Source organism: Delftia sp. ZNC0008, from assembly GCF_000799035.1.
GTDB classification, from domain to species: domain Bacteria; phylum Pseudomonadota; class Gammaproteobacteria; order Burkholderiales; family Burkholderiaceae_C; genus Comamonas; species Comamonas tsuruhatensis.
Genome location: NZ_JTKZ01000654.1, coordinates 22,702 through 42,084, shown reverse-complemented (window position 1 = coordinate 42,084; position 19,383 = coordinate 22,702). Strand labels below are relative to the sequence as shown.

General features: G+C 66.7%; 16 protein-coding genes. 6 read left to right on the top strand and 10 right to left on the bottom strand.

Annotation, left to right across the window (positions count from 1 at the left end; genetic code table 11):
• Positions 1-277 precede the first annotated feature (277 nt).
• The 7 genes from L995_RS21360 to L995_RS21330 all read right to left on the bottom strand — a co-directional run bounded on the left by L995_RS21360 (position 278) and on the right by L995_RS21330 (position 7,849).
• On the bottom strand, positions 278-1,210 hold the full coding sequence (locus tag L995_RS21360; RefSeq protein ID WP_047473579.1) for an AraC family transcriptional regulator: 933 nt from the start codon (positions 1,208-1,210) through the stop codon (positions 278-280).
• Between the two features lie 61 nt (positions 1,211-1,271).
• Positions 1,272-2,240, bottom strand: a complete 969-nt coding sequence (locus tag L995_RS21355) for a carbohydrate kinase family protein (RefSeq protein WP_047473577.1) — start codon at positions 2,238-2,240, stop codon at positions 1,272-1,274.
• A 1-nt stretch (position 2,241) separates the two neighbouring features.
• Positions 2,242-3,681, bottom strand: a complete 1,440-nt coding sequence (gene dalD / locus L995_RS21350; protein WP_047473575.1) for a D-arabinitol 4-dehydrogenase — start codon at positions 3,679-3,681, stop codon at positions 2,242-2,244.
• A gap of 62 nt (positions 3,682-3,743) precedes the next feature.
• Entirely contained in the window at positions 3,744-4,796 is a 1,053-nt protein-coding gene (locus L995_RS21345; RefSeq protein WP_047473565.1) for an ABC transporter ATP-binding protein, read from the bottom strand.
• 23 nt (positions 4,797-4,819) lie between these two features.
• Positions 4,820-5,641: a carbohydrate ABC transporter permease gene (locus tag L995_RS21340; protein WP_026062016.1), complete on the bottom strand. Its 822-nt coding sequence runs from the start codon at positions 5,639-5,641 to the stop codon at positions 4,820-4,822.
• Between the two features lie 4 nt (positions 5,642-5,645).
• Positions 5,646-6,503 (bottom strand): carbohydrate ABC transporter permease, encoded by an 858-nt coding sequence (locus L995_RS21335; protein WP_016445524.1) that lies wholly within the window; start codon positions 6,501-6,503, stop codon positions 5,646-5,648.
• Positions 6,504-6,538: 35 nt separating this feature from the next.
• Positions 6,539-7,849: an ABC transporter substrate-binding protein gene (locus L995_RS21330; protein WP_047473560.1), complete on the bottom strand. Its 1,311-nt coding sequence runs from the start codon at positions 7,847-7,849 to the stop codon at positions 6,539-6,541.
• A gap of 231 nt (positions 7,850-8,080) precedes the next feature.
• Here L995_RS21330 and L995_RS21325 point away from each other — a divergent pair, with 231 nt between their 5' ends.
• A complete protein-coding gene (locus L995_RS21325) occupies positions 8,081-8,983 on the top strand; it encodes an SMP-30/gluconolactonase/LRE family protein (RefSeq protein ID WP_026062015.1) in 903 nt (300 codons plus the stop codon).
• Positions 8,984-9,006: 23 nt separating this feature from the next.
• On the opposite strand, the gene pgi is transcribed toward L995_RS21325, so the two are convergent.
• The gene (pgi, locus tag L995_RS21320; RefSeq protein WP_047473556.1) at positions 9,007-10,551 is read right to left on the bottom strand and encodes a glucose-6-phosphate isomerase; all 1,545 of its coding nucleotides are present in this window, start codon (positions 10,549-10,551) and stop codon (positions 9,007-9,009) included.
• A gap of 154 nt (positions 10,552-10,705) precedes the next feature.
• On the opposite strand from pgi, the gene zwf reads away from it, so the two are divergent.
• From zwf to L995_RS21305, 3 genes are all read left to right on the top strand, one after another.
• Positions 10,706-12,160, top strand: coding sequence for a glucose-6-phosphate dehydrogenase (gene zwf / locus L995_RS21315; protein ID WP_047473554.1), 1,455 nt, complete (start codon positions 10,706-10,708; stop codon positions 12,158-12,160).
• A gap of 218 nt (positions 12,161-12,378) precedes the next feature.
• Positions 12,379-13,149 carry a ribosome biogenesis GTP-binding protein YihA/YsxC gene (yihA, locus tag L995_RS21310; RefSeq protein WP_047473552.1) on the top strand — a complete coding sequence of 257 codons (771 nt, stop codon included), beginning with the start codon at positions 12,379-12,381 and terminating at the stop codon, positions 13,147-13,149.
• A gap of 45 nt (positions 13,150-13,194) precedes the next feature.
• Positions 13,195-14,106 (top strand): alpha/beta fold hydrolase, encoded by a 912-nt coding sequence (locus tag L995_RS21305; protein ID WP_047473548.1) that lies wholly within the window; start codon positions 13,195-13,197, stop codon positions 14,104-14,106.
• Here L995_RS21305 and L995_RS21300 read toward each other — a convergent pair.
• Together L995_RS21300 and L995_RS21295 are read right to left on the bottom strand one after the other, a co-directional pair.
• The gene (locus L995_RS21300; RefSeq protein ID WP_047473546.1) at positions 14,100-14,966 is read right to left on the bottom strand and encodes a lysophospholipid acyltransferase family protein; all 867 of its coding nucleotides are present in this window, start codon (positions 14,964-14,966) and stop codon (positions 14,100-14,102) included. The two genes, L995_RS21305 and L995_RS21300, sit on opposite strands and share 7 nt — an antisense overlap.
• A complete protein-coding gene (locus L995_RS21295; RefSeq protein ID WP_047473540.1) occupies positions 14,963-15,814 on the bottom strand; it encodes a lysophospholipid acyltransferase family protein in 852 nt (283 codons plus the stop codon). Before L995_RS21295 ends, L995_RS21300 begins: the two co-directional genes overlap by 4 nt.
• Positions 15,815-15,949: 135 nt before the next feature.
• Between L995_RS21295 and metK the strand changes: the two genes are divergently transcribed.
• Together metK and L995_RS21285 are read left to right on the top strand one after the other, a co-directional pair.
• Positions 15,950-17,131, top strand: coding sequence for a methionine adenosyltransferase (gene metK, locus L995_RS21290; protein ID WP_017403953.1), 1,182 nt, complete (start codon positions 15,950-15,952; stop codon positions 17,129-17,131).
• 235 nt (positions 17,132-17,366) lie between these two features.
• Positions 17,367-19,373: a tetratricopeptide repeat protein gene (locus tag L995_RS21285; protein WP_047473538.1), complete on the top strand. Its 2,007-nt coding sequence runs from the start codon at positions 17,367-17,369 to the stop codon at positions 19,371-19,373.
• The last annotated feature ends 10 nt before the right edge of the window (positions 19,374-19,383 follow it).

The following is a 19,383-nucleotide window of genomic DNA, read 5'->3' as shown; positions in this document are numbered from 1 at the left end:
CGAGGGCGTGGTTCTGTTGTTGAAAGCGCAAAATTCGGCGGATTCTACAATGGGGCCCCCTGTGATTGATATCGTCAGGAACCCTGCTTTCGCCCCTGCGCGCAGAGGAAGACACATTCCTTGATCGTGGTCACAAACTGGCCACGGATCCGGTGCGGAACATGTGTTTTTCGCAACCCAGCATATCGATCTGTGCCAGCGCGGCAATAAGGGCTCTACCCATGTGGCGCGCAATACCACACCCCTTCTTTCCCGGATTCCAGGTCCCTCGCCCGCCTCAGCCCGCGCCGAAGCGGCTTTCGGCCTGCCTGCGGAATTCCGAGGGCGTCATCCCCTTGATTTCAAGGAAGCGCCGGTTGAAGTTGGCCAGATTGCTGAAGCCGACCTGAAAACAGATATCGGCGATGAAGCAATCGGTCTGCATGAGCAGATGGCAGGCACTGTTGATGCGCACGCGGCTGACAAAGTCGGTGAAGCTGTTGCCTGTGGCACGGCGAAAGAAACGGCTGAAGCGGCTTTCGCTCATGCCCAGTTCGGCCGCCACGTCCGCCAGGCTCAGCGGCTCGTTCACGCGCGCCATGATGCGGTTGACCACCTCGTTGATCTGGTCCACCTGGGCCTCGGCCTGCACGCCCTGCATCTGCACGGCCGACAGCAGCCGGTAGTCGGTGCATTCGGAAAGATCGGACAGCAGATCACAAAAGGCCGTGAAGCGGCGCATGCCGCGCGCACCCCGGACCGCCTCCCAGTGCACGCGCGCTGCCTCGGCCATGCCGAAGAACTCGATGCCGTGGCGCGCGCGGTCCAGCAGCTGCAGCACCTCGCGCATCTCGGGGATCTGCTCGGCCGCACGGGCAATGGGATCGTGGTTGAACAGGATGACGAGATCGCGTTCGGGCGCGCCGGCCTCGGGCACGTCGAACGATATCCAGTTGTGCGGCAGGCGCGGCCCGCACAGCACGAGGTGGCCCGGCTCGAACGGCCCTATCCAGTCACCCACGAAGGCACGGCCCGAGGTGTGGGTGATGAGATGCAGCTCGTACTCGTCATGGAAATGCCAGCGCACCAGCGGACTCGGGAAACCATGCGCCAGGCAGCGCACCAGGCCACTGCCCTCCACGTCTTCATAGCCGAGGGCGGGCGTGCGGACAAAGTCGCGCTCCAGTTCGGGATGGCGCTGGCGCGGCGGGCGGCGGCGTGTGCTGGGCATGGCAGTCGGTCAATCAGGGACGATGAGACGGGCACAGGGCGCACGGTAACACCGGCGGCCGCTACGCCCTGTGGTGCTGCTGCGCCTGCGCAGCATCCAGGCCCGCAAGCGCGGCATCCAGCTCCGCACGCCAGGGCGGCTGGGCGCCGGCGCGCGTGCAGTTGAGCGCGGCTGCCGTGGCCGCAAAGCGCAGCACCTCGCGCCACGCGGCATCTGGCAGGGACTGCAACTGCTGCGCCTGCTTCACGCCGCGCTCGAGCAACGCCACGGACAGTGCCGCGCCAAAGGTGTCGCCCGCGCCGATGGTGTCCGCCAGCGGCACTGCAGGCGGGCGCACCGACAGCGGAGCGCGGCCTGCGCGCAGCAAGGTGGCGCCCTCGGCCCCCTGCGTGAGCACCACGGCCCTGGGCCCGCGCGACAGCCAGCTCCCGGCAGCCTCCAGCACCGGCTGACCGGGCGCGATGAAGGCCGCATCCTCGTCGCTGAGCTTGACCAGGTCGGCCAGGGCCAGCCAGTCCCGGCAGTCGCGCCGGAAGGCCTGCGCATCGCGGATCAGCGTAGGGCGCACATTGGGGTCGAAGACGATGAGGCGCCGACCGCGCTGCGCGGCCACCAGATCCAGGATGCGCGGCCCCGCCGGCGCATGCAGCAGCGCGATGGAGCCGAACTGCAGGATGCGGCATTCGTCCGGCAACTTCGGCAGCTCGGCAGGCGCCCACAGCGTGTCGGCCGTGCCCTGCATGTAGAAGGCATAGCGGTTGGTGTGTTCGCCGCGCTCCACAAAGGCCAGCGTGCTGGGCGCGCTGCAGCGCTGCACCAGGCGCATGTCCACGCCGTTGCGCTGCAGGTGCGCGAACAGGCGCTCGCCAAAGAGGTCCTCCGAGAGCTGCGAGACAAGGCCCGTGGCCTGCCCCAGCCGCGCCGCCGCGATGGCGCCATTGGCGGGCGCCCCGCCCTCATGGCCCTGGAAGGCCAGGCCACCCGTGGCGGTGAAATCGATCAGGGCCTCGCCCACGATGGCTATGCGCATGTCAGCTCCGCCTTGTGCATGTTTCGGTTCTGTCCACAAATGCCCGTACCCGCTCCGAGGCCCGGCGCACCGACTCCACCAGCTGCGGATGGCCTGCCACCTCGCCCCACAGCAGCGGCTCGGCGCACAGCGAGGCCACGGGATCGGGCGCCGCGCAGATGGCATGCGCCACCGCCGGGTCCATGGCCTGGTCCTGGTACGCATAGGGCAGTGTGCCCCGGTGCCAGCGCTGCAGGAAGGCCAGGAACAGCGCTGGCAGCATGGCCGCGGCATCGATGGCGGCGTTGTCCTCCAGCCGCTCGCGCAGCGTGGGCGCGATGAAGCCGGGGATCTTGGCAAACCCATCGGCCGCCACGCGCTGGTTGGTGTCGCGCAGGGCCGCATTGCCAAAGCGCTCCAGCACCGTGTCACGGTAGGCCGGCAGGTCCAGCGGGCTGGGCCGGCCCGGTGCGCAAAGGCAGGCGATCACATCCCGGGTCACGTAGTCCCAGGCCATCTGGCGTATCGCGGGCACGGCGCAGCCTTCGTGGATATGCTCCAGGCCCGCCAGCGTCCCGGCCCAGGCGATGCAGCTGTGGCTGGCGTTGAGGATGCGGATCTTGGCCTCTTCGTAAGGCGCCACTGAGGGCACCAGCTCCACGCCCACCGTCTGCCAGGCGGGGCGCCCGGCAATGAAGCGGTCCTCGATCACCCATTGCGTGAAGCGCTCGGCCATCACCGCGGCCTCGTCGTCGCGGCCGGTGGCGGCCAGCACGCGCGCGCGCAGCTCCGGTGGCGGGCGGGGAGTGATGCGATCGACCATGGCGTTGGGGCAGCTGGTATGCCGCTGTGCCCAGTCGGCCAGCCCATGCAGCTGTGCCTGGCGCATGAAGGCCAGCAGGCCGGCGCGCAGGCGGTCGCCGTTGTGGCGCAGGTTGTCGCAGCTCAGCAGCGTGACGGGGCCGGCATCGGTGGCGCGGCGCGCCTGCAGGATGGCGCAGAGCACGCCATAGAGGGTGGTCCCCGCCTCGCCCCGGCGTGCGCGCTCCAGGTCCTGCGCCAGATCGGGATGCGCGGCGTCGAGCGCTCCCTGACCATCCAGGCAGTAACCGGCCTCGGTGACCGTGAAGGAGATGATGCGGGTGGCCGGCCAGGCGCCCCGCTGCACGACGGCGGCCAGCCCGGGCGCGTACGGAATCACCTCGCTCAAGGCATCCATCCACTGGTAGTGCACCGTGCCGTTGGGTGCAATCGTCTCCAGCGTGTAGGCACCGCCTTGTCGCACCAGGGCGTCCAGCGTCTGCGCCATGTCAGGGCGCAGGTTGGCGCCCACCAGCGCCCACTGCGTGTCGCCCGCATCCATCAATCGCTGCTGGTAGGCAGCCTGGTGCGCGCGATGGAAAGAGCCCAGCCCCAGGTGCAGCACCGTGGGGCGGGAAAGGGATGGGGCAGTCGCGTTCATGGTGTCCCGGACAAAGGGATGGGAAGAGACGGAAAGAAGAAGGCAGGGCTCGGCCGCCAGGCTCAGCAGGCCGCCAGCGCACGGCCATCGCGGTCGAACAGATGGAGCATGCAGCCCGGGTCGAGGGACACCCTCACCCCATCGCCCACGGCCAGCGGCATGCGCTCGGTCTGGCGTGCCACCAGCGGCACGCCGGCCACATCCACATGGACCAGCGTGTCGGCACCCAAGGCTTCGATCAGGTCCACGCGCCCCTGGACGCCAGCCCCATCACCGGGACCTGCATCTGCCCGGGACAGGCGCAGCGCCTCGGGGCGTATGCCCAGCGTGCCGTCCCGCGGCAAGCGCCCCTGCGTGCTGGCCGACAGGCCCGGCACGGCATGGGCCGCCAGCAGGTTCATCGGCGGCATGCCGATGAACTGCGCGACAAAGCGGTTGGCCGGGCGGTCATAGAGTTCCAGAGGAGAGCCCACCTGCTCTATGGCGCCGTCGCGCATCACCACCACGCGGTCGGCCAGGGTCATGGCCTCCACCTGGTCGTGCGTCACATAGATGGTGGTGGCGCCCAATGCACGGTGCAGCTTGAGGATTTCCACGCGCGTGTTGCCGCGCAGCGCCGCATCCAGATTGGACAGCGGCTCGTCGAACAGGAAGACCTTGGGCTCGCGCACGATGGCGCGTCCGATGGCCACGCGCTGGCGCTGCCCGCCCGACAGCTCGCCCGGGCGGCGCTCCAGGCAGGCCGTGAGATTGAGCGTTTCTGCCGCCCGGCCGACCTTGCGCAATATCTCCTTGCGCGGCACGCCCGCCAGGCGCAGCGCAAAGGACATGTTGTCGTACACGCTCATGTGCGGGTACAGCGCATAGCTCTGGAACACCATGGCCAGATCGCGCCGGCCCGAGGGCGCGTGCGTGATGTCGCGCCCATCGAGCAGCAGATGGCCCGCGCTGACGGACTCCAGCCCCGCGATCAGGCGCAGCAGCGTGGATTTTCCGCAGCCCGAGGGGCCGACGAAGACGATGAACTCGCCGCGCTCGATGGCGAGGTCCACGCCACGGATGATGTGCGCCTCGCCAAAGCTCTTGCGCATGTCTTGCAGTTGCAGATAGGCCATGGTTTTCTTGGTTTGAAGAGCGGCTACTTGACGGCGCCGAAGGTCATGCCCTGCACCAGTTGCTTCTGGCTGAACCAGCCGAACACCACGATGGGCGCGATGGCCAAAAGCGAGGCGGCCGAAAGACGGGCCCAGAACAGCCCCTCGGGGCTGGAGTAGGAGGCGATCAGCGTGGCCAGCGTGCCGGCGCGCGCGCTGCTGAGGTTGAGCGACCAGAAGGCCTCGTTCCAGCTCAGCACCAGACACAGCAGGCCCGTGGAGGCAATGCCGCCCAGCGCCAGCGGCAGCACCACATGGCGGAACTCGGCCCACAGGCCGGCGCCATCCATGCGCGCGGCTTCGAGGATCTCGTGCGGGATGTCCTTGAACGCGCTGTAGAGCATCCACACCATGATGGGCAGGTTGGACAGCGTGAAGACCACGGTCAGCACCGTGAGCGTGTCCAGCAGGCCGGCGCCCTGGGCCAGCACGTAGATGGGCAGCAATGCGCCCACGGCGGGCATCATCTTGGTGGACAGCATCCACATCAGCACATCGCGTGTGCGCCGCGTGCGAAAGAAGGCCATCGAGTAGGCGGCGGGCACGGCGATGGCCAGGCCCGCCAGGGTGGACCCCAGGCTGGTGACCAAGGAGTTGCGCGCGTGCAGCAGGTAGTTGCTGCGCTGCTGCACCTCGCCGAAGTTGGCCAGCGTGGGCTCGAACACGAACAGCGGCGGCACGGCAATGGCCTGCAGCTCGGTCTTGAACGCGGTCAGGAACAGCCAGCCCAGCGGAAAGAACAGCAGCAGCGCCAGCGCCCAGGCCGCGGCGGCACGCAAGGCGGTGGAAAGTGAAGGGGCCGTCATGCGCTCAGTCCAGGCTCTTGCCGACGATGCGGATCAGGAAGACGGCAACGATGTTGGCCAGCACCACGGCGAACAATGCCCCCGCAGAGGCCACGCCCACGTCGAAATGCATCAGCGACTGCTTGTAGATGAGATAGGTGAGGTTGGTGCTCTCGTTGCCCGGGCCGCCCGCCGTGGTGATGGCGATCTCCGCAAACACGCCCAGCAGGAAGATCATCTCGATCATCACCACCACCGCCATCGGGCGGGCCAGATGGGGCAGCGTGAGGTGGTGGAAACGTTGCAGGGCATTGGCGCCGTCCATGCGCGCCGCCTCCATCTGCTCGCGGTCCAGCGACTGCAGCGAGGTGATGAAGATCAGGCAGGCAAAAGGCAGCCACTGCCAGGACACCATGATGACCACGGACAGCAGCGGCACCTCGGTCAGCCAGTCCACAGGCTCCAGGCCCAGCGCCCTGCACAGGCTGGCCAGCACGCCGTAGATGGGATTCATCATCATGTGCTTCCACAGCAGCGCGTTGACGGCGGGCATCACGAAGAAGGGCGAGATCAGCAGCACGCGCACCATGCCGCGGCCCGGAAATGGCTCGTTGACCAGCAGCGCCAGCAGCACGCCCAGCACCACGGTGATCGACACCACGCTGGCCAGGAACACCAGGGTCTGGCGCACGGCGGGCATGAAGTCCGGGTCGGTGACGAAGAACTCGTAGTTGCGCAGGCCCACGAAGGGGTGGCCGCCCGGCTGCATGAGGTTGTAGTCGACGAACGAGAAATACACCGTCATCAGCAGCGGCACCAGCATCCAGCACAGCAGCACGGCCACGGCGGGAGCCATGAGCGCGCGGGGCAGCAGGCGCGTCATGGGCGCGGGGCTTGGTCGAAGCATCGAGGCAGCCATCACTTGTAGTAGCCGCTTTTCCTCATCTCGCGGTCCGCCAGGGTCTGCGAGGTCTTGAGCGCCTGCTCCACCGTGGCTTTGCCCGACAGCGCCGCACTGACTTGCTGCCCCACGGCAATGCCTATGGCCTGGAACTCGGGGATGGCCACGTACTGCACGCCGATGTAGGGTGAGCGCGGCTCGGTCGCATCGCTCAGGCTCACGCTGTCGATGGCGCTTTTCTCGGCGCCGGCAAAGTCCGCGACCTTCTGGAACTCGGCGCTCGCATAGGTGGACTGCCGCGTGCCCGTGGGAACGGCGCGCCAGCCATGCTCGCGCGCCACCAGCTGCACATACTCCTTGGAAGTGGCCCATTTGATGAAGGCCTGGGCCGCATCCACCTTCCTGGAGCTGGCGGGAATGGCCAGGTTCCAGGTCCACAGCCACGTCGCCCCCTTGGGCGTGGAAGCCACGGGAGCGGCCGCATACGCCACCTTGCCGGCCACCTTGGACTGCCGTGGATCGCCCACGAACGAGGCCGCAATGCTGGCATCGACCCAGGCCGCGCACTTGCCCTCGTTGAACAGCGCCAGGTTCTCGTTGAAGCTGTTGGCCGATGCGCCGGGCGGCCCGTAGGCCTTCAGCAGCTCCACATAGAAACCCACCGCCTTCTTCCAGGCCGGTGTGTCCAGCTGCGGCTTCCATTGCATGTCGAACCACTGGCCACCGTGGGTGTTGACCATGGTGGTGACCAGGGCCATGTTGTCACCCCAGCCCGGCTTGCCGCGCAGGCAGATGCCGTAGACGCCAGCCTTGGGATCATGGGCCTTGGCGGCAAATTCCAGCACCTGCTCCCAGCTCGGCTGCGCGGGCATGGTGAAACCCGCCTTTTCGGCCAGATCACGGCGGTACATGAGCATCGATGCCTCGCCATAGAACGGCAGGGCGTGGAGCCTGCCTTCGTGCGACAGGCCCTTGCGGATGGAAGGCAGCAAGTCGTCTGCGTCATAGGCGGCATCGGTGGCAATCGGCAGCAGCCAGCCATTCCTCGACCAGATCGGCACCTCGTACAGGCCCACCGTCATCACGTCGAACTGGCCGCCCTTGGTGGCGATGTCGGTGGTCACGCGCTGGCGCAGCATGCCCTCTTCCAGCGTGACCCATTTGAGCGTGATGCCGGGATGGGCCTGCTCGAAGCGGGCAGAGAGTTTCTGCATCTCGATCATGTGGCCGTTGTTCACGGTCGCAATCACGAGTTCGGTGTCGGCCTGTGCGCCGGCGGCCGATGCGGCCACCGCCAGCGCCGCGCCCGCCCTGAGCAAGCTGTGCATGTCTGTCTCCTTCGCAATGAATGCTGTGGTCTTCGCGGTCCATCCCTGCCGCTGGTGACCGATTGTGGGGACAGGCCTGCGGGTGCATTGGTACGGGCAGCCCGGCCGCCGATACTTCTATGCACATGCCTGGCTAGAGATATCCCTGATCTGCGCAACACACTATCTGCGAGCAGCGGTCTGGCGGGAGCCGCTCCTAGAATGCTGGCCATGACTTCCAGCGAGCAGACCATGGCCATGCAGATCGCCCCGGTTCCTCCCAGCGCCCTGGGCGAATCGCCCTTCTGGCACCCCGCTGATCGCCGGCTCTACTGGTGCGATATCCAGGGCCTGCGCATCCATGCCTGGGACCCGGCCAGCGGCCAGCAGCAAAGCTGGGCCACGCCCAGCGAGCCCGGCTGCTGCGCGCCCACGGACCAGGGCCGCATCGTCATCGGCCTGCGAGACGGCTTCGGCCTGCTGGAGCCGGCCACCGGCCACATCACCATGCTGGCCGGCCTGGACCACGATCCACGCCAGTTCCGCCTCAACGACGGCCGCTGCGACCGAGCCGGCCGCTTCTGGGCGGGCTCCCTGTTCGCGCCCAAGACCGCGCCCGAGGCGGCACTGTGGTGCCTGCGCGCGGTGGACAACGGCGGCTACGCGGTCCAGCGCATGGCAGGCGACTGCACCACGGCCAACGGGCTGGCCTTCAGCCCCGACGACGCATGGCTGTACTGGGCCGACACGCCCGCACACCGCATAGACCGCTTTGCCTTCGACCTGGACACCGGCACGCTGGGCGCCCGCGCACTGTGGAAGGCCTTCGCGCCCCGCACGCAAGGGCGCCTGTACGGCGGCCGGCCCGATGGTGCCTGCGTCGACACCCGGGGCCACTACTGGGTGGCCATGTACGAAGGCGGCTGCGTGCTGCGGCTGGACCCGCAGGGCGAAGTCGTGCAGCGCATCGAGACGCCCGTGCGCTGCCCCACCATGGTCTGCCTGGGCGGAGAAGACCTGCGCACGCTCTACATCACCTCCGCCGCGCACGGCCGCCCCGAGGAAGAACGCCGGGCCGCCGTGCCTGCCGGGGCGCTGATGCATTGCCGCGTCGAGGTGCCAGGGCTGCCGGTCAACTGCTTCCGGGAGGCGTAGAGCGGGGCCAGGCCCTCAGGCCATCAGGCCCGCAGCCGCTGCAGCAGGCCGGCGGTGGAGGCGTCCAGCCCCGCCATGTCGCCATTGCCCAGGCGCAGCTGAAGGTCACGCGCCAGCAGCTTGCCCAGCTCCACCCCCCATTGGTCGAAGCTGTTGATGCCCCACAGCGCGCCGGCCACGAACACGCGGTGCTCCTGCAGCGCAACCAGCGCGCCCAGCGCCGCAGGCGTGAGCGCGTCCAGCAGCAGGAAGCTGCTGGGACGGTTGCCGGGGAAATGGCGGTGCCCGTCGTCGCTGGCGCGCCCCTGCATCAGGGCCTGGGCCTGGGCCAGCGCGTTGGCCAGCAACTGTTCCTGGTGGCCTGGCAAGGTGTGCGAAGCCTGCTTCACCGCAATGATCTCCAGCGGCACGATGTCGCTGCCCTGGTGCAGCATCTGGAAGAAGGCATGCTGCCCATCCGTGCCGGGCTCACCCCAGAGCACGGGTGCCGAGCCCAGCGCCAGCGGCCGGCCCTGCCGGTCCACGCGCTTGCCGTTGCTCTCCATCTCCAGTTGCTGCAGATAGGCCGGCAGGCGCCGCAGGCCTGCGTGGTAGGGCGCGATGCAGCGGCTGCCAAAGCCCAGCAGATTGCGGTACCAGACGTCGAGCAGGCCCAGGCGCACGGGCAGATTGGCCTGCAGCGGCGACGTGCGGAAATGCATGTCCATGGCGTGCGCACCGGCCAGCATGGCGCGAAACGCGGCAGCGCCTACGGCAACGGCCACCGGCAGTCCGATGGACGACCACAGCGAATAGCGCCCGCCCACCCAGTCCCAGAAGCCGAAGGTGGTGGTGATGCCCATCTGCGCCGCCGCAGCGGCATGGGTGGTCAGCGCGACGAAATGGCGGGACACCTCGCTGCCGCCGTTTGCGTGGAACCAGTCGAGTGCGCTGCGCGCATTGGTCAGCGTCTCCTGCGTGTTGAACACCTTGGAGGCCACGATGAACAGCGTGCTGCGCGGCTGCAGGCCCACGAGCACGGCCTGCAGCGCGTGGCCATCCACGTTCGAGACGAAGTGCATGCGCCGGCGCGCATCGCCCAGGCCTTGCAGCGCCTGGACCGCCATCTGCGGCCCCAGACCCGATCCGCCTATGCCCATGCACACCACGTCGGTGATATCCGCATCCGCACGCACGCGCTCGGCATAGGCCAGCATGGCATCCAGCGTCTCGTGCACCTGGGCCAGCGCCCAGGCCAGACCCGGCGGCGCATTGCCGGGCGGATGGCGCAGCAGCGTGTGCAGCGCCGCACGCCCCTCGGTGGAGTTGACGGCCTCGCCCGCGAACATGGCGTCGCGCTGGCGCTCCACCTCGCAATCGCGGGCCAGCTGCAGCAGCAGGTCTTCGGCCTGCGCGTCCCACAGATTCTTGGACAGGTCCGCAAAGCAGTGCGGAGCCTCCTGGCTGAAGCGCGCGAACCGGGCGGGGTCAGAGGCGAAGGCACCGCGCAGGTCGAAATCGGGCATCACGGCCCGGGCGTGGTTTTGCAAAAGAGGCCAGGCGAGGGCGTGATCGCAACGGATAAGCATGGGGTTCACCGACAGGGCTGCTTGCAGAGAAGTAATCAAATTACAACAATCATCATCTGAAGCTTCAATCAAATGACGTGGTGCCTCTATAATTTATTCGATTTCCTCAAAAATTGGTAACTAAGTTACCAAAATATTCACCTCGGGAGGCAACATGGGTTTCGATCTGGTCTTGTTTGGCGGCACGGGCGATCTGGCATGGCGCAAGCTCATGCCGGCGCTGTTCCAGGCGTTTCGCCACGGCACCCTGCCCGAGGGCGGCCGCATCCTGTGCGTGGCCCGCGATGACCTGAGCGACGACCAGTACCGCGCCCTCATCCAGTCGCGCTTTGACGGCGTCGAGCTGTCCAAGCGCCCCAGCCCCGAGGAATTCGCCCGCTTCGCAGACCTGCTGCACTACCTGCGCATGGACCTGTCGCAGCCCGCCGACTACGGGAAGCTGGCACAGGCGCTGGCCGCGCGCGACGCAGAAACGGTGGTGATGTACGTGGCCACCGCCCCCAGCCTGTTCACCACGGTCTGCGAGCAGATCGCCGCCGTGGGCCTGAACGGCCCGCGCACCCGCGTGGTGCTGGAAAAGCCGCTGGGCCACGACCTGGCCTCCAACCAGGCCATCAATGCCACGCTGCGCAAGGTGCTGCGCGAAGAGCAGGTGTTCCGCATAGACCACTACCTGGGCAAGCCCTCTGTGCAGAACCTTCTGGCGCTGCGCTTTGGCAATGCGCTGTTCGAGCCGCTGTGGCGGCGCGAGACCATTGCCAACATCCAGATCACCATCGCCGAGGAACTGGGCGTGGAAAGCCGGGGCGCGTTCTACGAACAGACCGGCGCGCTGCGCGACATGGTGCAAAACCATGCGCTGCAGCTGCTGTGCGCCATCGGCATGGAGCCGCCGATCAACGCATCGGCCCATGCCATCCGCGACGAAAAGCTCAAGGTGCTGCAGTCGCTCAGGCCCTGGACGCCGGAAACCCTGAGCCAGCACGTGGTGCGCGGCCAGTACCTGGCCGGCGCCAGCCAGGGCCAGCCCGTATCCGCCTACCAGCAGGAAAAAGGCGTGGCGGCGGGCAGCCAGACCGAGACCTTCGTCGCCCTGCGCACCGAGATCTGCAACTGGCGCTGGGCCGGCGTGCCCTTCTACATCCGCACCGGCAAGCGGCTGGCAGGAAGGGACGCGCGCATCGTCGTGAACTTCCGGCCCGTGCCCCACCCGATCTTCCGCTCGCCCCTGTCCGAAGCCAATCGCCTGGTGATCAATCTGCAGCCCAAGGACGGGCTGGAGCTGCACCTGCTGGCACAGGGCGCCACCCAGCAGCAGGCCGAGCCTTCGCTGGCCCCCGTGCACCTGAACCTGGACTTCGACCAGCGCTTCGGTGCCAAGCGCGTGGGCGCCTACGAGCGCCTGCTGCTGGACGTGATCGCCGGCAGGCTGAACCTCTTTGTGCGCAGCGACGAGCAGGAGCAGGCCTGGCGCTGGGTGGAACCCATCCTCCAGCACTGGCGCAGCGACACCTCGGGGCCGCGCGGCTATGCGGCGGGCAGCTGGGGGCCCAGCGCAGCCAGCGCCATGATTGCGAGGGATGGTTTTTGCTGGAGCGAAGAGGTTTAGGCTCCCCCTGAGGCGCTTCGCGCCTTCCCCCTCCCTGCCCGCTTCGCGGGGGAGGGGGACGACAGCTTCGCGGCGGGGCGGCCCTTGCTCGCTGTCTCCGACTTTGGAGTGCGCCAGTTTCGTGCGCCACTCTTTGTCAGCACCGTTGCCTATAGCCCGCTGGGCGCGCCGGTTCCATGGGGGAACCTACAATGAGGCCCCGAGAGACTGACCACACCATGAATCCTGCTGCGCCGGCTGGCGATGCCGCCCCCACTTCCTCCCTGATCGATCCCAAGCTGGCCATGGGCTGGATGCACACGGCGCGCTTTTTGACGACGGCTGCGCAGTTGCACCATCTTCCCAAGGTCGATGTGCCCGAGATCGCGTTCGTGGGCCGCTCCAACGCCGGCAAGTCCACCTGCATCAACACGCTGACGCAGCAAAAGCAGCTGGCCTTCGCCTCCAAGAAGCCTGGCCGCACGCAGCACATCAACCTGTTTTCCCTGGGCAAGCAGGGCGTGACCGACGCCGTGCTGGCCGACCTGCCCGGCTACGGCTATGCCGCCGTCTCGCGCACGGACAAGCAGCGCTGGCAGCGCGTGATGCTGAACTATCTGGTCAGCCGCGAGAGCCTGTCGGCCATCGTGCTGCTGTGCGATCCGCGCCTGGGCCTGACGGAGCTGGACGAAGCCCTGCTCGACGCCATGCGCCCGCGCGTGCAGGAAGGCCTGAAATTCCTCGTGCTGCTGACCAAGGCCGACAAGCTCACGCGCGCCGAGCAGGCCAAGGTACTGTCCATCACGCGGCTCAACGCCGGTGGTGGCGAAGTGCGCATGTTCTCCGCGCTCAAGAAGCAGGGCGTGGACGAGGTGGCCCAGCTGCTGTGGCACTGGAGCCATCCCGAAGGCCTGAATCCGCCGGCGGCCACGGACGGGCCCTCCGACGTCGCGAACGTCACGAACGTCGCAACTGCGACGCCCGCCGCGACCGACAGCCCCCAAGATTAGCGCCTGGAGGCGCTCGTGTAGCCAGCGCCCCGCAAGGAGCGCAACATGGTGACCACCTGCATTCGCGAGCTGCCTCACGGCATCCATCTGCACTGCCGCGTCAGCGGCGAACCCGGCCAGCCACTGCTGCTGTTCCTGCACGGCTTTCCTGAAGGCAGCTTCATCTGGGAAGGCATGCTGGAGCAGTTCGGCACGCAATGGCGTTGCGTCGCCCCCGATCTGCGGGGCTTTGGCCGTTCCAGCCAGCCGGCCGGTGTGGAGCAGTACAAGGCCAAGCACCTGCTGCAGGATCTGGCGGCGCTGATCGCCATCGAAAGCCCTGGCGCACCCGCAGCCTGCGTGATCGCCCACGACTGGGGCGGTGCCCTGGCCTGGGGTCTGGCCAACCGCCATCCCGGGCTGATGCAGCGGCTGATGATCCTCAACGCCCCGCATCCGGGCGCCTTTCTGCGCGAACTGCTGCACAATCCCGTGCAGCAGGCCGCAAGCCAGTACATGCATTTTCTGCGCCGACCTGATGCGCCCACCCTGCTGGCCGCGAACGACTGGCAGCGCATGCTGGGCTTTTTCCGCACGCCGCAGGGCGAGTTGCCCGGATGGCTCACGCCGCAGTTGCAGCAGCGCTACCGCGAGCACTGGGACCTGGGCGTGCAAGGCTCCTGCCACTACTATGGCGCCAGTCCCCTGGTGCCGCCCCGGCCCGAAGATCCGGCCTCAGCCGACGCACTGCGCAACCTGAGGCTGCCGCCCGAGATGCTGGACATCGGCGTGCCCACGCATGTGCTCTGGGGCGACAGCGACCCGGCGCTGCAGCCCGCCCTGGTCGAAGGCCTGGAGCCGTGGGTGCCGCGCCTGACGGTGCAGCACCTGGCCGGCACCTCGCACTGGGTCGTGCACGAGCAGCCCGATGCGGTGCGGCAAGCGCTGGAGCAGTTCCTGTCCCGCCCCCTTCAGTAGACCGAAGACTCGCCTTCGGGCCGGGTCTTGAAGCGCCTGTGCACCCAGTAGTACTGGTCGGGCATGGTGCGGATGGCCGCCTCCAGCTCACGGTTCATGCGGGCCGTATCGGCCTCGACATCGTCGGTGGGGAAATCCGTCCAGGCCGGCGTGATCTCGGCCACATAGCCCGTGGGCGTCATGCGCGTGTACATGCCCAGCACCTTGGCCCGGCCCAGGCGCGCGAAGCGCGACAGCGAGGGAATGGTGGCCGCGTTCACGCCGAAGAAAGGCACGAAGACCGAGTCGTTGCGACCGAAGTCCATGTCGGGCAAAAGGTACAGCAAACCGCCCTTGCGCAGGCTGGAGATGATGGGCTTGACCCCGTCGGCGCGGTTGAGCATGCGCACGTCGCCAAAGCGCTGGCGCCCCGACATGAACCACTCATCGACCGCCGGGTCCGGATGGGTGGAGAAGATCGAGGTGAAGGGCCGGGTGGTGTGCAGCGGCAAGGCCAGCCCGCCCGCGTCCATGCTGTAGAAATGCGGCGCGAACAGGATGGTCGGGGTGTCGCCATCGAGCTCATGCACGGCACCCTGCAGCTTCACGCGCTCGGCCACCACCTCGCGCGGCGCCGCCCACAGCCAGCTGCGGTCCAGCCAGGTCTGGCAAAAGACGATGAAGTTGCGGCGCGCCAGATCCACGCGCTGCGCCTCGGTCAGCTCGGGAAAGCACATCGCCAGATTGCGCAGCGCCACCTTGCGGCGCGGCGCGGCCAGCACGAACAGCAGCCGCCCCAGAAACGCACCCAGCCCCCGCAGCCACGGCAGCGGCATCCACGCCAGCGACCGCATCAGCCACACGCCGATGCGCCCGCTCATGCACCCACCTCGCCGGCAGCTGCTTCACGGCGCGGCTGCTTGTAGCGCGCATAGCCCCACAGGTACTGCTGCGGGCATTGGCGGATGGTGTGTTCCATCGCCTCGTTGATCTGCTGCACCGCAGCTTCCAGATTCTCGGACAAGGGCACGGGCAACTCCTCAAGATACAGCGCATAGCCCCGCCCCCAGGACAAGCGCTCACAACGGGCCACGATCACCGCGGCCCCCGTCTGCAACGCCAGGCGCGCCGCCAGCGTCATCGTATAGGCATCACGGCCGAAGAACGGCAACCAGACGCCCTGCCCCTCGGGCGGAACCTGGTCGGGCAGCAGCCCCACGGCCATGCCCTTGCGCAACGCCTTGATCATCTGGCGCACGCCAGCCAGCGTGGTCGGCACGGCCTGCACGCCGGGGCGGTTGCGCGCCGTCTCCATGACGCGGGCCAGCCAGGGCTGGCGCGCGGGCCGGTAAAGAATGGTGATCTCGCCATGCTCGGCCGACCATTGCCGTGCCGCATGCTGCACCGACAGCTCGAAGCAGCCCAGGTGGGGCGTCAGAAAGATGATTCCGCGCCCGGCAGCGTAGGCCCGGCGCACGCATTCCTCGTTGTGCATCTGGCAGCTCGGCTGCCTGCCCATCCACATGCGCGGCAGTTCCGCCACCATGCGCCCCGCGTGCCCCACGGCCGGCGCCACGGCGACGAAGCCGTAGCCGGCCTGGCGGGCATTGGCCAGAAAGCGGCGCCGGTACGTGCCGGAGGCCACGAAAGCCACCCAGCCGATGAGCGCGCCAAGGGGGTGCAATAGCCACAAAGGCAGTGCAGCAAACAGTCGGAACAAGGAAGGCATTAAAATGTGCGGGTCGCTGAGTTAACTGAGCAACTTGCAGAGCGACGTAAAACAAGTCTGCTAAAGCGTTCGCCAGGGCTCCTGCAGCTTGGGCAACGCCCATCAAAAAAAGCTGCAACCAAGGAGTTTATTCACATGGCGAACGATTTTCTTTTCACCTCGGAATCCGTCTCTGAAGGCCATCCGGACAAGGTGGCCGACCAGATCTCTGACGCGATCCTGGACGCCATTTTCGCCCAAGACCCGTACAGCCGCGTGGCGGCCGAGACACTGACCAACACGGGCCTGGTGGTTTTGGCAGGTGAGATCACCACGGGCGCCAACGTCGACTACATCCAGGTCGCACGCGACACCATCAAGCGCATCGGCTACGACAACACCGACTACGGCATCGATTACAAGGGCTGCGCCGTGCTCGTGGCCTACGACAAGCAGAGCCAGGACATCGCCCAGGGCGTGGACAAGGCCAGCGATGACGAGCTCAACACCGGCGCCGGCGACCAGGGCCTGATGTTCGGCTACGCCTGCGACGAGACACCCGAGCTGATGCCCGCGCCCATCTACTACGCGCACCGCCTCGTCGAGCGCCAGGCCCAGCTGCGCAAGGACGGCCGCCTGCCCTTCCTGCGTCCTGACGCCAAGAGCCAGGTGACCATGCGCTACGTGGACGGCAAGCCCCACAGCATCGACACCGTGGTGCTGTCCACCCAGCACAGCCCCGACCAGTCGGAATCGGCCACCAGGATGAAGTCCAGCTTCACCGAAGCCATCATCGAGGAAATCATCAAGCCCGTGCTGCCCTCCGAGTGGCTGCAGGACACCAAGTACCTGATCAACCCCACGGGCCGCTTCGTCGTGGGCGGCCCCCAGGGTGACTGCGGCCTGACCGGCCGCAAGATCATCGTCGACACCTACGGCGGTGCCTGCCCCCATGGCGGCGGCGCCTTCAGCGGCAAGGACCCAACCAAGGTGGACCGTAGCGCCGCCTACGCCGCGCGCTACGTGGCCAAGAACATCGTGGCCGCCGGCCTGGCGCGCCAGTGCCAGATCCAGGTGGCCTACGCCATCGGCGTGGCACGCCCGATGAACATCACGGTCTACACCGAAGGCACGGGCGTCATCCCCGACGCCGAGATCGCCAAGCTGGTGGCCGCCCACTTCGACCTGCGTCCCAAGGGCATCATCCAGATGCTGGACCTGCTGCGCCCCATCTACAGCAAGACCGCTGCCTATGGCCACTTCGGCCGTGAAGAGCCCGAGTTCACCTGGGAGCGGACGGACAAGGCAGCGGCGCTGCGTGCTGCGGCTGGCCTGTAAGCAAAATGCCAGGGGCGTCCACGCCCATCTGATGGCCTCCCGGCCCCATGCCGCGCCTGACGCAGCATGGGGCTTTTTTCATCTCGGTCCTTCTCACAACACTCACGTCAAACCGGCGCAGCAGGCTGCGGTAGCGGGTTGCTCGGCTGGTAAACTGCCTGCGCTCTTCCCAAGAGCGGCCATTTCCCGGCCCACCATTCCAAGTTCCGCCACATCCGAGACAAGACAAGAAGCAATGGCTGCCCCCTCCAAAGCGATTTACTGGTTCAGTGCCCTTCTTTTGCTGGCCATATTGGGGGTGTATCTGCCCGGCCTGAACAACGGGCTGCTGTTCGACGATATGCGTCTGACGGATGGAACGATTTTCGGCAACTATGGCAGCCTGTTGGACTTCAAGCAGCGCACGCTGTCGTATGGCAGCTTCGTCTGGATCGAACAGATTTTCGGAGACGGCTGGTGGAAGCAGCGCGTCTTCAATATCGCCTTGCATCTCGCGACCGTGGCGGCTCTCTATGCATTGTTCAAGGCACTGCTGACACAGACGCGCTTTCCGCACGACATCGAGGAGCAACCCCACTTCCACGCGTCGCGCGATGCAGCCCTGCAACTGGGCTTGGTCCTTTTCGCGCTCAACCCTGTCGCGGTCTACGCCGTTGGATACCTGGTGCAGCGATCCATCGTCATGGCAACCTTCTTTGCCGTTATGGCATGCTGGGCCTTTGTGCGCGGGCTTCAGGGCGGGCGAGCCCTCTGGCATATCGCGGCATTGATCTGCTATGTGCTCGCCATCCTGTCCAAGGAGCATGCCTTTCTGACGGTCGCCATGGTGGTGCCGCTCTATATCTTTGTGCAGCGCCCCGGCCTGAAGGCTGCCATGGTCATTGTGGGAATGGCCTTGCTGCTGCTGGCCGTTGCCTCGGCGGCAGTCTTTCATTTCTTCGGCAGTCTGGTGGGCCAGATTTTCGACGAGCAATCCCAAGGCTATGCAAGGCAATTGGAAGCCCTTCGGCCCGGGATCACCTCACAGATCTATCCCCTGAGCATCCTCAATGAAGCGGCCCTGTTTTTTGCCTATGGCTTTCTGTGGATCGTTCCCTATGTGGGCTGGATGTCCATCGACCTGAGACCGGCATTTCCTCTCGGCTTCGGCTCGATCTGGCACCTAGCCGGCGCGCTCGGTTACCTGGCCCTGCTGGCCTGCTCAATCTGGGCCGTGCTTAGGCGTCCCGGTGTCATTGGCTTGGTCGCGCTCTGCCTCCTGTTTCCCCTGCTCTGGTATGCGACCGAATTCGCCACGGTCTGGCTGCAGGACCCCTTCGTTCTGTATCGCAGCTATCTGTGGGCTGTGGCCATCCCGGGATTGGCGGCCATTGCGCTGACGGGGGTCAAGCCACGCACCATCTACATCGTCGGCATCGTCATCGGCGTGGTGTTCGGAGCCCTCGCTTTCGAACGCGTGCTCTCTCTGCAGGATGCAGGCACATCCTGGGCCGATGCCGCTGAAAAAATCGACAAAAAAGCCCCCGCCAATGCCGTGGGACGTGGCCGTGCCTTCCTGAACGTAGGAACAGCACACGCAGACAAGGGCATGCTCGACCAGGCGCTGCAAGACTTCGCCACGGCCAACGCACTTGGAGACTTGGGCGGTAATGCGCTGTTCAATATGGGTGCCGTTCTGTCCCAGCAAAAGAAATTCCCCGAAGCCCTCAATGCCTTTGCCGCAGCCCAGGCCAAAGGCTTCAATGGCCAAGCCCTGTACTACCAGAAAGCCGAAGCGTTGATGGCCACAGGCCAGTTGCGCGCAGCATTCGAGGAATACTCGCGCGCCCTGGGCGAGCCCACTGAAGACAGTGCCAACGCCAAGCAAATGGAGCAGACGCTGCGCCTGAAACGCGCAGAGGCGGCCATAGGTGCGCAGCAATACAAAGTTGCAGCCGACGACTTCCGAACTCTGCTGCAGACCTCGCCAAACGCCCCTCGCCTGATCGTCGGATTGGGGCTGGCCCTTGTCGGCCAGGGTGATAGCGCTCAAGCCAAAGAGCTGCTGGAACCACTGGTTGCTCGCAGCCCCAGCGCGCCCGCTTTCTACGGGCGTGCAATGGCCTATCACGGCCTGGGCAACCTGCCGGAAGCACTGAAGAGTCTGGATCAGGCAATACGCCTGGAGCCACAGAATCCGCAGTACCGGCAGGTCCGCAATCAGCTGAGCCCGGCTACCGCAAAGCCTCAGACGACGAAGTAGGCGCTGTCCG